This is a genomic window from Snodgrassella sp. W8158 (assembly GCF_016100435.1).
In the GTDB taxonomy this organism is placed as follows: domain Bacteria; phylum Pseudomonadota; class Gammaproteobacteria; order Burkholderiales; family Neisseriaceae; genus Snodgrassella; species Snodgrassella alvi.
The window spans coordinates 329,030-344,884 of sequence record NZ_JACFSM010000002.1 but is presented as its reverse complement, the minus strand read 5'-3'; the positions used below and the strand labels follow the sequence as shown (position 1 = coordinate 344,884).

Here is a 15,855-nt window from a genome sequence, read left to right as displayed (position 1 = left end):
TTTTTTCTTAAAACATACACCCTATATTTATCTATATAAATCAGCATTTTATATTTAATAAAAATTTAAGTTTATTCATGATAAATTTAAATATTAAACTAATTTTCAAGATGACATTTATGTGTTAATAAACGGATTTTATCGGAAATCAAAGCAGTATTCTTATCTTCACGACAAAGAAATATAAAGTAATTTTTTAATATACATATTTGTTTTATATAATAAATAATAAAAAATATTTTAAAAATTTTTTATTTATTCCGCTATGTTTTTTAATAATGTGTTGAATACTGCAATATACAGTTCAGCTACATTGTCTTAAAATAGTAGCACCCGTTTTTTACAAACGTTAATCGTGTTTCCCGTAATGTTGAGGTCGTTACATGAAATTAAGTAAGCTCTCAGGGATAGTATTGACGATGCTGATCGGTTCGCTTTTTTTAAGCGGCTGTGATGCAGCTCTGCTAAACCCTAAAGGCCATATAGGTCAGGAAGAACGCACACTGATACTGACAGCCTTAGGCTTGATGTTGATAGTCGTAATTCCGGTGATTATCATGGCAGTTTTATTTTCTCTGAAATTCAGAGAGGGTAGTAATGCCAAATATTCACCGAAATGGGCGCATTCCAACAAACTCGAAGCCGTAGTTTGGGGTATTCCTATCCTGATTATTCTCATTCTGGGAACAATCACATGGAAAACCACTCACTCTCTGGATCCCTATCGTCCGCTGGAAAGTGATAAAAAACCGGTGGTAATCGAAGTAATTTCATTAGACTGGAAATGGCTGTTTATTTATCCTGAACAGGGTATTGCCACTGTTAATGAAATTGCTTTTCCGAAAGATACCCCGGTGGAATTCAGAATCACTTCCAATACAGTGATGAATTCATTCTTTATTCCGCAGCTGGGTAGCCAGATTTATGCTATGGCTGGTATGCAAACCAAATTACATCTGGTTGCTGATACAGCAGGTGAATACAAAGGTATTTCATCCAGCTACAGCGGTGCCGGTTTCTCTGGCATGAAATTTACTGCCATTGCGACACCGGATGAAGCCAGCTTCAATCAGTGGGTGGATAAGGTGAAACAGTCGCCCAATACACTTAATGACATGGCTTCATTCAACAAACTGGCTGCGCCTAGTCAATTCCATAAAGTGGAATATTTCTCCAGCGCAAATCCGGGTTTGTACGGCAACGTGATTGCTAAATTTGCCAATCACAATATGCCTGCTGCTCTACAGGCCAGTGCAGCCAGCAGTGCTGAGTAAGCTTGCGAGGAAATAAACAATGTTCGGAAAATTATCTTTAGATGCGATACCGTTCCATGAACCGATTGTCATGGTAACGATTACAGCTATCATCGTCATTGGTCTGGCGCTGGTAGGTGCAATTACGTATTTTCATAAATGGGGCTATCTGTGGAAAGAATGGTTTACTACAGTTGACCACAAACGCATCGGTATCATGTATATCATTGTCGCTATTGTGATGCTGGTTCGTGGTTTTGCCGATGCAGTGATGATGCGTAGTCAGCAGGTTTTAGCCTCATCAGGCACCAGTGACGGCTTTTTGCCACCACATCACTACGATCAGATTTTCACCGCTCACGGTGTAATCATGATTTTCTTTGTTGCCATGCCTTTTGTAATCGGCCTGATGAACTTTGTCATCCCGCTGCAACTGGGTGCGCGCGATGTGGCCTACCCATTCCTGAATAATCTGGGTTTCTGGTTTACTGCTGTAAGTGTGGTACTGGTTAACTTATCACTGGGAATCGGTGAATTTGCACAAACCGGCTGGTTGTCCTATCCGCCGCTGTCTGGTCTGGAATTCAGTCCGGGGGTAGGTGTTGATTACTGGATATGGAGTTTGCAGATATCAGGTATCGGGACAACAGTTAGTGCTGTTAACTTTATTGCTACTATCCTGAAAATGCGTGCCCCGGGCATGACTATGATGAAAATGCCTATTTTCTGCTGGGCATCTTTCTGTAGCAATATTCTGATTCTGACTTCCTTCCCTATCCTGACAGCCTCTGTTGCCATGCTGACATTAGACCGTTACCTCGGCACCCACTTCTTTACTAATGAACTGGGCGGTAACATGATGATGTACATCAACCTGATCTGGGCATGGGGTCATCCGGAAGTATATATTCTGATACTGCCAATCTTTGGTGTGTATTCAGAAGTTACAGCTACATTCTCACGCAAGACCATGTTTGGCTATACTTCAATGGTATGGGCAACTGTGTGTATCACCATATTGTCTTTTATCGTATGGCTGCACCACTTCTTTACCATGGGTTCAGGTGCCAATGTCAACGCATTCTTCGGTATCGCAACCATGATTATTTCTATCCCGACCGGGGTAAAAATCTTCAACTGGCTGTTTACCATGTATGAAGGTCGTATTTCCTTCCATGTGCCGATGCTGTGGACTGTAGGCTTTATCATTACATTCTCTGTAGGTGGTATGACCGGTGTACTGCTTGCTGTGCCGGGTGCGGACTTTGTACTGCATGGCAGTCTGTTCTTAGTCGCTCACTTCCATAACACCATTATCGGTGGTGTAGTGTTTGGATTGTTTGCAGCACTTAACTACTGGTTCCCGAAAGCATTCGGCTTTAAGCTGGATGAAAAATGGGGCAAACGGGCTTTCTGGTGCTGGTTTATCGGCTTCTTTGTAGCATTCATGCCTTTATACGCACTGGGCTTCATGGGTATGACCCGCCGTCTGAGTCAGCACATTGATCCGGCTTACCATAATTTGCTGTGCGTTGCTGCCAGTGGTGCTGCCATTATCGCTCTGGGCGTAGTATGCATGGTGATTCAAGTTGTAGTTTCCTGCCTGCATCGTAAGGAAAACCTTGATGTTACGGGTGATCCGTGGGATGGTCGTACTCTGGAATGGTCTACTTCTTCCCCTGTACCTTTCTATAATTTCGCTGTGCAGCCACAGGTTGAAAGCCGTGATGCATTCTGGGATGAGAAAGAAAAAGGTATTGCTTACAAAAAACCAGCCAAATATGAAGAAATTCATATGCCGAAAAATACTGCTGCCGGTCTGGTGATTGCAGTGTTCTCAATGATTTGCGGCTTTGCCCTGATCTGGCATATCTGGTGGATGGCTATCGTTGGCTTTGCCGGCATGATTATCAGCATTATTGTCAAGAGCTTTGACACGGATGTGGATTACTACGTTCCGGTTGCTGAAATCGAAGCTATTGAAAGCAAACGTTTTAATGAATTAACTAAAGCAGGACTGAAATAATGTCAACTGAAACCTTGATTCACGGTAGTGCGCATGAGCACGCTCACCACGACAACGGTTCACTGAAGGTATTCGGGTTCTGGATTTACCTGATGAGTGACTTGATTTTGTTCTCCTGTCTGTTTGCCACCTATATCGTGCTCCTGCCGGGCACAGCAGGTGGTCCAAGCGGCAAAGACATTTTCGAGCTGCCTTTTGTGCTGGTAGAAACTTTTGCTCTTTTATTGAGTTCCATTACTTACGGCTTTGCCGTGCTGGCAATGAATCGCAATAATCAGAGTCAGGTTTTATTATGGCTGGTGATTACTTTTGTATTCGGTGCATGCTTCATCGGGATGGAACTGTATGAATTTCATCACCTGATTACAAGTGGTATGGGTCCTGACCGCAGTGGTTATCTTTCTGGCTTTTTTGCTCTGGTCGGCACCCACGGTCTGCACGTTACTGCCGGTTTAATCTGGATGGCTGTAATGATGATTCAGGTAGCTTCACGCGGTCTTACTAGTGTTAACCGCATGCGCATCAACTGCCTGAGCCTGTTCTGGCACTTTCTGGACATCGTGTGGATTTGCGTGTTCTCAATTGTATATCTGATGGGGGTAGCGTTATGAGTCAGTCAAACCATCAAGACCATATCCCACAACATGGCAGTGCTAAAAACTACATTATCGGGTTTATCCTGTCTGTAGTTTTAACTCTGATTCCATTTATGATGGTAATGAATCAGTCCGCTGACAAACAAACTCTGTTTGCTGTGATTGTCATTACTGCCGTTTTGCAGCTTATTGTTCAGCTGGTATGCTTTTTGCATCTGGGCAGTAACCCTGAAGAACGCTGGAATCTGATTTCATTTATCTTCACTGCTATTGTGATTGTATTGCTGGTAGGTCTTTCCATCTGGATTATGTGGAGCCTCAACGCAAACATGGTGTTAGGTTAAAGGCAGTTCATGATTAAGCCATACCTGCAAGTAACAAAACCAGGTATTATCGTCGGCAACCTGATTTCGGTTGTCGGCGGGTTTTTGCTGGCGTCAAAAGGCAGCATAAACGGCTACCTGCTAATCCTTACCCTGCTGGGCGTGTCTTTGGTAGTAGCCTCCGGCTGTGCGTTTAATAATCTGATTGACCGTGATATTGATCCGAAAATGGAGCGTACTAAGAATCGTGTGCTTGTGCGGGGCTTAGCATCTGCCCGTGTAACATTTGCACTGGCCACGATACTGGGTATTGCCGGATTTGTTGTGCTTTATTTTGGCGCAAATCCCTTAGCCATGTGGTTATCTGTAATGGGCTTTGTGGTTTATGTAGGGATTTACAGTCTCTATATGAAACGGCATTCTGTTTACGGAACTTTAATTGGCAGTCTGTCAGGTGCCGCACCACCAGTAATCGGTTATTGCGCTGTAAGCAATAATTTTGATGCAGGTGCACTTATTCTGCTGGCGATTTTCAGTCTCTGGCAGATGCCGCATTCCTATGCAATCGCGATTTACCGCTTTAAGGATTATCAGGCGGCTAATATTCCGGTTTTACCGGTAGTAAAAGGCATTGCTGTAGCAAAACACCATATCACGTTTTATATTATTGCCTTTATGTTTGCAACATTGATGCTGTCAATAGGCGGCTACGCCGGCTACAAATATCTGGTCGTTGCTGCTGCTGTCAGCATGTGGTGGCTGTGTATGGCATTATCCGGCTATAAAGCACAGAATAATGATCGTATATGGGCACGCAAACTGTTTGTGTTTTCGATTATTGCTATCACTACCTTAAGCATAATGATGTCGGTAGATTTTATGACTCCGGCCTCACAAACTGTATTAAGCTTTGCTGGCTGATACCGTGACATAAATATATAACAATACGCAAACCAACCCAACCTGCCTTTGTTTCTTTTACAATAGGCAGGTTTTTCTTTTAAGCAGTATTAAACATGAATTCCAAGAACAACACCGATACACACATGAATCTTGCCGAAAGGCGTGCAACTTGGGGGTTAGGGGCAGTCTTTTCGCTGCGCATGCTGGGCATGTTTATGGTTCTTCCTGTTCTGACTACTTACGGTATGAAATTAGAGGGAGCAAGTGAAAGCCTGATCGGACTGGCAATCGGAATTTATGGTCTGATGCAGGCTATATTGCAAATTCCTTTTGGTTTGTGGTCTGACCGTTTCGGGCGTAAACCTTTAATTGTAGGCGGCTTGCTGATTTTCACTCTGGGCAGCATTATTGCTGCCTTAACATCCTCTATCTGGGGAGTCATACTGGGACGTGCATTACAAGGCAGTGGTGCTATCGCAGCAGCTGTAATGGCATTATTATCTGACCTGACGCGCGAACAAAACCGCACCAAAGCCATGGCTTTTATTGGTATTAGCTTTGGTATCACTTTTGCAATTGCCATGGTCTGCGGACCTATCATTACACACGCAATAGGTTTACACGGATTATTCTGGGTTATTGCGGTATTGGCACTGGCTGCTATCGGCCTGACATTGTTTTTTGTACCCGACAGTACTGTTCATATACTTAACCGTGAATCAGGCATTGTACGCGGCAGTTTTGGTACTGTACTGCGCAACCCTGCCCTGTTTAAGCTGAACATCGGTATTTTCTGCATGCATTTTCTGCTTATGTCGACTTTTGTTGCACTGCCTATACAACTGGAACAGGCAGGCTTTCCGGCAGCCAGACATTGGCAGATTTATTTATACACGATGCTGATTGCTTTCATAACTGTTCTGCCACCAATTATATACGCTGAAAGCAAACGGCAAATGAAGCAAGTGTTTATCTTGTGTGTTGCCGGACTATTAATTGCTGAAAGTGTATTATGGCTGGCTAATATTTCTTTCTGGCCGCTTGTCACAGGTGTTTTATTATTCTTTATTGCTTTTAATCTGATGGAAGCACTCTTGCCTTCATGGGTCAGTAAAGAAGCACCGGCAGGTTATAAAGGCACTGCAATGGGCATCTATGCAACTGGGCAGTTTCTGGGCGTAGCCTGCGGAGGAACAATCGGAGGCTGGCTAGCTGCACATACCGGTGCACATAGTGTTTTTATCTTTGGCACAGGATTAACTTTTATCTGGCTTCTGCTGAGTCTGACAATGCACGAACCACCCTATTTGGCCAGTCTGCGCATTATCCTGAAACAGGGTCGTGTTTTACCTGACAATGCCCGACAACAATTACTTGAACAGGCTGGTGTACATCAGGTACTAATTATTCCTGAAGAACACAGTATATATATCAAAATAGACAGCAAAATTACTAACCGTGAACAACTGGAAGTATTCATCGATACTATAAGTAATTAAACCAAAACAGGCGCAAACCAATATTAGATAATTATCGATTTACGCCTGTTTCAAAAAATATCATTTTCAGGATACTGGATTATTTTAAAAACTAATAAAAAATTATATTTTTCTATTGGAATCAATGTCAGTTTTCAGACCTGTCTGAATGCTTGCATAATTTCATTGGCCAGTACGAGCTGACTGTCAACAACTTTGGTTGCTCCTGCCTGAATAAACAACTGTTTGTCCTGTTCATATCTGCTGAATGTGACTATGTGCAGTTGCGGATTAAGCGCGATAGCAGCCTTTATAATTGATATCACTTCAGTTTTATTCTGAATAGTAATAATCAGATTTTTAGCCTGAGCGACAAATACAGCATCCAGCATCCCATCTGATAATGCATGCCCATAGGCAACGGGTATCTGACGTGCACGCAACTCGGTAACAACTTCTAAACGATTTTCCTGTACATAGACTGTTTCATTACGTGCGTGCAAATGTCTGATTATTTCTTGTCCGACCGGGCCTGCACCCACCAATACCGTATGATCGCTCACCGCAGGAGCAATAGCCATATCTTCATCTACAAAATAGATTGAAACCGGTTTAATTGGTGCAGCTACTTTTGCATGAGGTTTATCCGATAATCGATTACTCTCGGACACAATGGTTGTAGCAGAAGATTTTTGCTGTGACTGTTTTTCCAGATAGCGGTTCAGCCAGACAAATAAAAACGGGTTACAGATTATGGATATTAGTGCACTACCCAGAATCAGATCACTGGCTAATTGCGGCAAAATATTGTATACCGCGCCCAGACTGGCAATCATGAAGGAAAACTCACCGATCTGAGCCAGCGCAACAGCAATTGTTAGTGCAGTTTGAGGCGGATAGCCGAATACACGCACAATCAAAAATGCTCCCGCACTTTTACCTATTACTACCACCAATAAAGTGGCTAAGAGTAATAGTGGGTTACGGACAATAATACTAGGATCAAACAGCATACCCACTGAAACAAAAAACAGTACGGTAAAAAAATCACGTAAGCCGCCGGATGCTTCTTCAGCAGTGTGATTCATACTGGTTTCGCTGATGATGGCTCCGGCAAAAAAAGCACCCAGAGCAAACGACACACCGAAGAAATAATTGGCCAGTATGGCACAGCCTAAAGCAATAGCAATCACAGCCAGACGAAACAACTCAGGACTTCCGGTGCTCACTACACGCTGTAAAGACCATGGAATTATTCTGCGACCAAGAAAAAGCATAACCAGTATAAATGCAATGATTTGTACTCCGGTTTTACCCAGCAAATAAAGCAAATTTGCACTGGAAACAGCTCCCTCTCCTGATAAAACCGGCGCCAGAGCCGGAATCATCACCAGCACAAACACCATGGCAATATCTTCAACAATCAGCCAGCCGGTAGCAATTCGCCCCTGTGTAGAATCCCCCAAATGCCAGCGCTGTAAAGCCGCTATTAAGACAACAGTTGAAGCACAAGATAGAGCCAATCCAAAGACAATACCCGCACCTGTTGTCCAGCCGGCCAGATAGGCAAGCAGCCAGCCAAGTAAGGTAGCCAGAACAATCTGGATAAGTGCACCCGGTATCGCTACCCGCTTAACTGCAAGTAAATCGCGAATGGAAAAATGCAGCCCCACCCCAAACATCAGCAAAATCACGCCCAGTTCGGCCAACTGCTGTGATAAATGCATATCTGCAGTAAATCCTTTGGTATACGGTCCGACAATTATGCCGGCCAGCAGATAGCCGACCAGCGGGGGCATACGCAGCTTATGTGCGATATAACCGAGCACAAAGGCGAAAAATAAACCACCTACGATGGTTTCAACCAATGGAAATGAGTGATGCATTGCTTTCTCAGGGTAATAGTAAATAATAGTAAGTAATCTATACTAGCGGAAAAATATCAGCAAATAAAAGCTTTTATACGCTTTTAGGTTATAATTATCATATTTTATCGATAATTTTCATATCTTATGTATAAGTATCCCCATTTATTAATTACGTTACTAATACAGGCAGTGAGAAAAGCCGGGTTTATTACTCGGTTCGGTTTACAGTGCTGAACGTATTTACAGGCAATTTTTATGACATAGTTAAAAATATTTAAATTCATGTCAGTTTGTACTTAATAATGTACGTTGATTTCATTATAATAATGGTTTAGGAAAGTATTTATTAATGACAATATACAGAACACCTTCAGTATTAGCTTATCCGGGTAAAAGTGCTTTATTTATTACGTTAGGGATACAGAATAATCAGGCAGCGATTACCAAGGTACTCGAATTTATTACTGGTTTTTCAGCGTTAGTACGCAGTATGCATGGCCGGTTTCATGATGAAAATTTTAATGCATTAATGGGGATTGGTTCGGAAGCCTGGGACAGGCTGCGGCCGGGCAAACCAAAGCCTAAGGAACTGACTCCTTTTACTGCTATTAAAGGCGAAAAACATACTGCTGTAGCGACAGCTGGCGATCTTTTCTTTCATATCCGTGCCGATCGTCAGGATATTTGTTATGAAATGGCCGCAATGATTGATGAATTACTGGCTGATGCGACTTATTCCATTGATGAAGTAAGTGGTTTCCGCTATCTGGATGGTCGCGCTATCATCGGTTTTGTCGACGGTACCGAAAATCCGGAAGATGTATCCAAAGCAGAATATGCTCTGGTGGGTGATGAAGATCCGTTATTCCGCAACGGCAGTTATGCTTTTACTCAGAAATATCTGCATAATATGCAGGCATGGCGGCAATTATCAGTAGAAGAACAGGAAAAAGTCATTGGCCGGCGCCGTTTTAATGACATTGAGCTTTCTGATGAAGAAAAGCCGAAAACTGCACATAGTAACGTGAGTAAGGCTTATGATGCACAAGGCAATGAACTGAAAATTATTCGTGCCAATGTAGCATTTGCTCATCCGTCAAAAAATGAGTACGGTACGTTTTTTATCGGTTATGCACGTTCATTTGCAGTAACACGCCAAATGCTGCAGCATATGTTTACCGGAAATGATGAAGGTCACGTAGACCGTCTGCTGGATTTCAGCACACCGGTAAGCGGCAGTCTCTATTTTATTCCAGCACCTGATTTACTGGATGAATTTGATTCGTAAGTTATTATTGCAAGTTTTGATTCAAGGGGAACCTGCTACAAACTGCGACAGATTCGATTCATCAGCAACTTATTACAATACTTAAATAAAGGAAAACTGTTTGCATGGGTAGTGTACTTTTTTTACAGGCAATAACGGTTATTTTTTCACTGTCTATTGTCACCACATTATTAAATAAACGCTTATTTGATATGCCGCAGGCCATTGGTGTACCGATTGTTTCAGCCATTCTGGTGTTTGCACTGCAATGGGGCATGAATTTATTCGGACGCAATCATTTTATCCATGTAGATATCATGGCGTTAAAGGCAGCCGTAAGTCATATTAATTTTTATGATTTTCTGGTAAACGGCGTAATCTGCTTTATTCTGACCTCCTCTGCTCTTAAATTTAAGATTTCTGATTTAAAGCGTTACTGGAGACAAATTCTGATTCTGGCCACTCTGGGATTATTGCTGTGCTCAGTGCTGTTTGGCGGTCTGCTATATGGGTTTCAGTTTCTGGTCGGCGATCATGTTCCTTTACTGGTCCTGCTGTTACTGGGCTCTGCTCTGGGTGCAACAGACCCTATCGGCATTAAAGGCGTACTGAGCTCAGTACGTACCCCGCGCCATTTAATGGTTAAACTGGAAGGTGAATCTTTATTCAATGATGCCATGTGTATCGTTGTATTTATGACCATTCTTACTCTAATTAATGGTCAGCACGTATCTCCTTTAGGTGTTATTGAAAATTTCTTCTATGAAATTGTTGTTGCCGTTATTATCGGGTTTATTTTCGGCATTGGCGCATTGCGCCTGTTGCATGGCAAACATGAAAATGAATCACTGATTCTGACAACAGCTTTGCTGGCTTCCGGTTCTTATCTGGTGGCTTATTTCGCTCATGCGTCCGGCCCGATTGCCTGTGTTGTCGGCGGTTTGATCGTTGGAAATAAATGGCAGGAAGTTTTACAGAAAAAAGAAATAGATGATGTTAATAACTTCTGGCACGCTGTAGAAGGCATCATCAATTCATTTCTGTTTACCTTAATCGGTCTGGAACTCTTTATCGTTGATATGAGTAAAACTCTGGTTATCGGCGGTATTATAGCTTTCGTATTACTGCATCTGAGCCGTTTTGCCGGAAACATACTGGCATTTATGTTGTTTCCGAAAGTATATAAGAAAAGCTACCATGGCAGCCTTACCATTTTGTCTTGGGGGGGTGTACGCGGTGGTATCTCTCTCGCCCTGATACTGGCTGTAGCCAATATGCCGGCATTGGCTAAATACAGCGATATTCTGGTTGGTTATACATTTATCTGTGTATTGCTTTCCGGTGTGGTATGTGGCCTTGGCTTACCTGAAATACTCAACGCATTCTATTACAACCCGAATGAACCTAAAACCGGGTTCAGAGGCTGGTATCAGCGCCAGTGCCACCGTTTCAACCGCAGCGGAGTGATGTACACTATTGAGGATCGTTCTGATGGATCAGAATACATTTCTGTTTATAATCCTGTTGCAGTAGCCACTGCGGCCGCTAATCCAAGTGAAGAAATTGCGCTGACTCCTGAAGAATTAAAACAGAAAGTAGATAAACTGGAAAATCCGGATAATTTCTAATTTGAAAAACTAAGGCCGGCATAACCATGCCGGCCTTTAATATTTAAAAACGCTTACATCTACTTTTATTTACCTAATTGTGTTTCCACAAACCGTTTAACCGCAGCCGCATCATTATCCATCACGGTAACATGCTGTGGTAAATCTTCCAGTCCGTCTAGATTATCAGGGCGCGGTATGGTTACATCACTTCCAACTGCCTCATGAATGGTCTGTGCAAATTTAGCTGCCAGAGCAGTTTCCAGACACACAATGATTTCGCCGGCTTCGCGCAACTGTCGCGCTACCTTTACGCCATCTGCTGTATGCGGATCAATCAATTCATTGTCTTCCCGATACACCTGAGCAATGGTTTGCAAACGATCAGCATGAGTACTTTTACCAGCAGCAAAACCATACTGATGCTGAATTTTATTCAGCATATGGCTTAAATCAAATCCCTCACCAGCTGCAACCTGCTGCCAGAGTTTTTGCACATGGGAACCATCATGGTCAAGCAAATCATAAACAAAGCGTTCAAAGTTGGAAGCCTTGGAAATATCCATAGACGGGCTTGAAGTAACAAATGTATGTGCCGCATCACGGGGACGATAATGCCCAGTATTGAAAAATTCATTCAACACATCGTTTTCATTTGTAGCAACAATCAGGCGATGAATAGGCAGCCCCATGCTTCGGGCAATATGCCCTGCGAGCACATTACCAAAATTACCACTGGGTACGCAGAATGAAACCTTCTGTTCATTTGTGCTGGTAGCCGCAAAATAGCCCTTAAAGTAATACACCACCTGCGCAACAATACGACCCCAGTTGATAGAATTAACTGTACTTAAATGATAGTGTGCCTTAAAAGCATGATCATTCTGCAGCGCTTTTACAATATCCTGGCAATCATCGAACATGCCTTTAACAGCAATATTAAAAATGTTATTGTCTTTCAGGCTATACATCTGAGCACGCTGAAAATCACTCATTTTTCCATATGGCGACAACATAAATACATTTACCCGTTTTTTGCCGCGCAGAGCATACTCAGCAGCAGAACCGGTATCGCCACTGGTGGCGCCGATAATATTCAGAAAGCGGTTTTCACGTTCCAGCACATACTCAAACAAATTACCCAATAATTGCATGGCCATATCTTTAAATGCCAGCGTCGGACCATTTGAAAGTCCTTCAATCAGAATTCCATCATGCAAAGTTCTGACCGGAGTAATCTCATTACTTCCGAATATTTCTTTTGTATATGTCTTACTGACTATTTTCTGTAAATCTGCTTTGGGAATATCAGTAGCAAACAGACTGATAATCTGCATAGCCAGTTCAGCATAACTTAATGACCGCCACTCATGAAGAGTAAATGTATCAATATGCGGATAGCTTTGTGGTAATAATAAACCACCGTCATCTGCCAGTCCGGCCATTAATGCCTGACTGAAATTTTTTGGCGCGGTCTGCCCTCTGGTGCTAATGTATTTCATTGTTTCTCCTGTATGATTTAATCATATTTGAGCTATAGTTAATAACGCTGTAATCTTATCTTGCATACTCTGGCCTGAGATACAGTAAATTCACGCACTCTTCGCTGACGAACCTGCGGATCGACCATTTTTGCAATTTCTTTAATACTGAGTTTTCGACTTGCATGTACTGCAATACAGTTACAATCCTTTTGACTGATTCTTTTGATGATAAATAATTCTGTCAATTGTTTATTTATCGGTTGACTAAACTGACGCTGACATTCCTGATTGATCATATATCCGCCAATACCAGATATCAGCCCGTATTCTGATTTTCTGTCATAATTTATATAAGCCCCTATCACCACAACTATAAAAACCAGAAAAAACAATATTTTACTCATGTAATTTCTTCAGTTGGATTAAATTTAAGTCTAGAATACAACTTTTCTTATTTATACAATATATAACCATACTGATTATACCTATAATCCAATGGTTACCAGCCCTGCAAAGTTTACATAATCAGGTACAATATATTACACGAATTATCGTGTACTGAATGACACGTTATGGATTTATTTAATCAGAAACCTTTACCGCCACTGGCAGAACAGTTACGCCCGAAAAATCTGGACGACGTAATCGGGCAGCAACACCTGATTGGTGCAGGTAAACCTCTGCGTGTTGCCGTAGAAACCGGACACCTGCATTCCATGCTGTTATGGGGTCCTCCCGGCGTGGGTAAAACCACTCTGGCACGGATTCTGGCACAAAGCTTTAATGCTCTGTTTATTCCTTTATCAGCGGTTTTTTCCGGAGTAAAAGAAATCCGTACTGCGGTTGAAAAAGCTCAGCTGGCTTTACAACAAGGACAACGCACCATACTTTTTGTCGATGAAGTACATCGCTTTAATAAATCACAGCAGGATGCATTTTTACCTTATGTCGAAAACGGCTTATTTACTTTTATAGGCGCTACAACAGAAAATCCTTCTTTTGAGGTTAATCCGGCACTGCTAAGCCGATCACAGGTGTATACCCTGCACTCACTCAGCATTGAAGAACTGAAACAATTACAAAATAAAGTTTTCAGCCTGCCTGAGTTTCAATCATTCAGTATCAGTTCGGATGCACAGACATTAATCCTTAACAGCGCTGATGGTGATGGCCGGCGTTTTCTGAATTTACTCGAACAACTGATTCATACCGCACAAGCACAGCAGCAAACTGAAATCAGCGCAGAGTTAACTGCCGGCAGTCTTGGCACGCAATTACGCCGTTTTGATAAAGGCGGCGACAGCTTCTACGAACAGATTTCTGCACTGCATAAATCAGTACGCGGATCTCATCCGAATGCCGCTCTATACTGGTTTACCCGGATGCTGGATGGTGGTGCTGATCCCCGCTATCTGGCAAGACGTATAATCCGTATGGCATGGGAAGATATTGGTCTGGCTGATCCGAGAGCGATGCAAATAGCCAATGATGCAGCGCAGACTTTTGAACGACTTGGCAGCCCTGAAGGGGAACTAGCTCTGGCGCAGGCAGTACTGTATCTGGCGTGTGCAGCAAAAAGCAATGCCGGTTATCTTGCTTATAACGAAGCCTGTGCTTTTGTCAAAAAACACCCGTCCAATGAAGTACCGGTTCATTTACGCAATGCACCGACTAAGTTAATGAAAGAGCTGGGCTACGGGCGTGAATACCGCTATGCCCATGATGAACCTAATGCCTATGCAGCCGGAGAAACCTATATGCCTGAAGGGATGGATGAACCGGCATTCTATCAGCCGGTAGCTCGTGGGCTGGAAATTAAAATCGCCGAAAAACTGGCGTTCTTACATAATCTTGATGAAGAGGCCGGAGAGAATGAAATCAAATGAACTCTCATTATGTACGATTAGTACCCAGCCATTCGGTTTGGTAGACGGTGAAAGTGCCACATTGTGGACACTGACAAACAGTCAGGGGATGCAGGTATCTGTTATGGATTTCGGCGCCACAATTACCTCACTCATCATGCCGGACAGAGATTGTAATCCTGTGCAATGTGTTCTGGGTTTCAATAATGCTGAGGATTATGCCAGCACCAGTTATCGTACCAACAATCCTCATCTGGGCGCTGTAATCGGACGGCATGCCGGACGCATCAGCTTTGCACATGCACCGCTCAACCATGAACTGCTCCACCTGACTGCTAATCAGGGAGAACATCATATGCATGGCGGATATACTGGTTTTGATCAGAAGTGGTGGAAAGTATGTGCTACCCATAATGATGAACATTGCGCTTCGGTTACCATGCAGCTTTTTAGTGCCGATGGTGAAGAAGGCTATCCGGGTAACCTGAATGTACAGGTATGCTATACCCTGACAGTAAATAACGAACTGAATATTGATTTCAGCGCTGAATCAGATCGTGATACTTTAATTAATCTGACTCAGCATAGTTATTTTAATCTGGCTCTGAGAGAAAGCACGATCAGCGAACATCAGTTATGGCTGTTACCACAAGAAGTCATTGTGACTGATAAAGATATGATACCAACTGGTGATATTCATAAGGCACCGGCAACGCTTGATTTTCATTCAGCACGTCCCATAGGCAGCAGTATCATTGATACGGCCTATGTATTACCACCAAATTCAGCAAACAACATTGTTGCGCGCTTAAGTGCTCCAGATACCGGTTTGTCCATGGCGGTAAAAACAGATGCACCTGTAATTGTGGTCTATAATGCTCAAAATCTGTCTGAGCAGCAGATACCGGCACGTAAATCACTTCTGCCGTTTGCAGCAATCTGTTTTGAACCGCAAGGCTATACAGATGCTCCGAATCACCATGCATTTCCGAATAATATTCTGCATGCCGGTACAAAGTTTAAACAGCATATAGCTTATATATTCAGCCGTGATCCCATTCAGCCAGTTATAAACTAACTACAACGGATTAATTGCCTGTAGTTTTATCCGGCTATGTCTGAACCTAAATAATACCGGATTGCTAAACAGAGTAAATATACTGCTACCGGCAGCCTTACTGGTTA

Annotated in this window: 13 protein-coding genes; 10 read left to right on the top strand and 3 right to left on the bottom strand. The window is 42.7% G+C overall.

The features are described from left to right. Positions 1-383 precede the first annotated feature (383 nt). The 6 genes from cyoA (at position 384) to H3V11_RS06065 (ending at position 6,600) form a co-directional block, all read left to right on the top strand. Positions 384-1,274, top strand: coding sequence for a ubiquinol oxidase subunit II (cyoA, locus tag H3V11_RS06090; RefSeq protein ID WP_025330408.1), 891 nt, complete (start codon positions 384-386; stop codon positions 1,272-1,274). 19 nt (positions 1,275-1,293) lie between these two features. Then, positions 1,294-3,279: a cytochrome o ubiquinol oxidase subunit I gene (gene cyoB, locus H3V11_RS06085; protein ID WP_025330407.1), complete on the top strand. Its 1,986-nt coding sequence runs from the start codon at positions 1,294-1,296 to the stop codon at positions 3,277-3,279. Then, the gene (locus H3V11_RS06080; protein WP_025330406.1) at positions 3,279-3,890 is read left to right on the top strand and encodes a cytochrome o ubiquinol oxidase subunit III; all 612 of its coding nucleotides are present in this window, start codon (positions 3,279-3,281) and stop codon (positions 3,888-3,890) included. The genes cyoB and H3V11_RS06080 overlap by 1 nt, the downstream gene beginning before the upstream one ends. After that, the gene (gene cyoD / locus H3V11_RS06075; protein ID WP_025330405.1) at positions 3,887-4,219 is read left to right on the top strand and encodes a cytochrome o ubiquinol oxidase subunit IV; all 333 of its coding nucleotides are present in this window, start codon (positions 3,887-3,889) and stop codon (positions 4,217-4,219) included. Before H3V11_RS06080 ends, cyoD begins: the two co-directional genes overlap by 4 nt. Positions 4,220-4,228: 9 nt before the next feature. Next, entirely contained in the window at positions 4,229-5,119 is an 891-nt protein-coding gene (gene cyoE, locus H3V11_RS06070) for a heme o synthase (RefSeq protein WP_084564951.1), read from the top strand. A gap of 95 nt (positions 5,120-5,214) precedes the next feature. Next, the gene (locus H3V11_RS06065) at positions 5,215-6,600 is read left to right on the top strand and encodes an MFS transporter (RefSeq protein ID WP_232335777.1); all 1,386 of its coding nucleotides are present in this window, start codon (positions 5,215-5,217) and stop codon (positions 6,598-6,600) included. Positions 6,601-6,734: 134 nt separating this feature from the next. Here H3V11_RS06065 and H3V11_RS06060 read toward each other — a convergent pair whose 3' ends face one another. Further along, positions 6,735-8,465 carry a cation:proton antiporter gene (locus H3V11_RS06060; protein WP_198223866.1) on the bottom strand — a complete coding sequence of 577 codons (1,731 nt, stop codon included), beginning with the start codon at positions 8,463-8,465 and terminating at the stop codon, positions 6,735-6,737. A 331-nt stretch (positions 8,466-8,796) separates the two neighbouring features. On the opposite strand from H3V11_RS06060, the gene H3V11_RS06055 reads away from it, so the two are divergent. Continuing rightward, a complete protein-coding gene (locus H3V11_RS06055; RefSeq protein ID WP_078475312.1) occupies positions 8,797-9,735 on the top strand; it encodes a Dyp-type peroxidase in 939 nt (312 codons plus the stop codon). 104 nt (positions 9,736-9,839) lie between these two features. After that, positions 9,840-11,342 carry a sodium:proton antiporter gene (locus H3V11_RS06050; protein WP_078475313.1) on the top strand — a complete coding sequence of 501 codons (1,503 nt, stop codon included), beginning with the start codon at positions 9,840-9,842 and terminating at the stop codon, positions 11,340-11,342. A gap of 65 nt (positions 11,343-11,407) precedes the next feature. Here H3V11_RS06050 and thrC read toward each other — a convergent pair whose 3' ends face one another. Both thrC and H3V11_RS06040 read right to left on the bottom strand, forming a co-directional pair. Then, complete coding sequence (gene thrC, locus H3V11_RS06045; RefSeq protein WP_198223864.1) at positions 11,408-12,823, bottom strand: threonine synthase; 1,416 nt, start codon at positions 12,821-12,823, stop codon at positions 11,408-11,410. A gap of 38 nt (positions 12,824-12,861) precedes the next feature. Continuing rightward, positions 12,862-13,209: a hypothetical protein gene (locus H3V11_RS06040; protein ID WP_084549983.1), complete on the bottom strand. Its 348-nt coding sequence runs from the start codon at positions 13,207-13,209 to the stop codon at positions 12,862-12,864. A gap of 168 nt (positions 13,210-13,377) precedes the next feature. Here H3V11_RS06040 and H3V11_RS06035 point away from each other — a divergent pair, with 168 nt between their 5' ends. Continuing rightward, the gene (locus H3V11_RS06035) at positions 13,378-14,691 is read left to right on the top strand and encodes a replication-associated recombination protein A (protein WP_198190157.1); all 1,314 of its coding nucleotides are present in this window, start codon (positions 13,378-13,380) and stop codon (positions 14,689-14,691) included. Next, entirely contained in the window at positions 14,678-15,748 is a 1,071-nt protein-coding gene (locus H3V11_RS06030) for an aldose epimerase family protein (protein WP_198223862.1), read from the top strand. Before H3V11_RS06035 ends, H3V11_RS06030 begins: the two co-directional genes overlap by 14 nt. Positions 15,749-15,855: the final 107 nt, after the last annotated feature.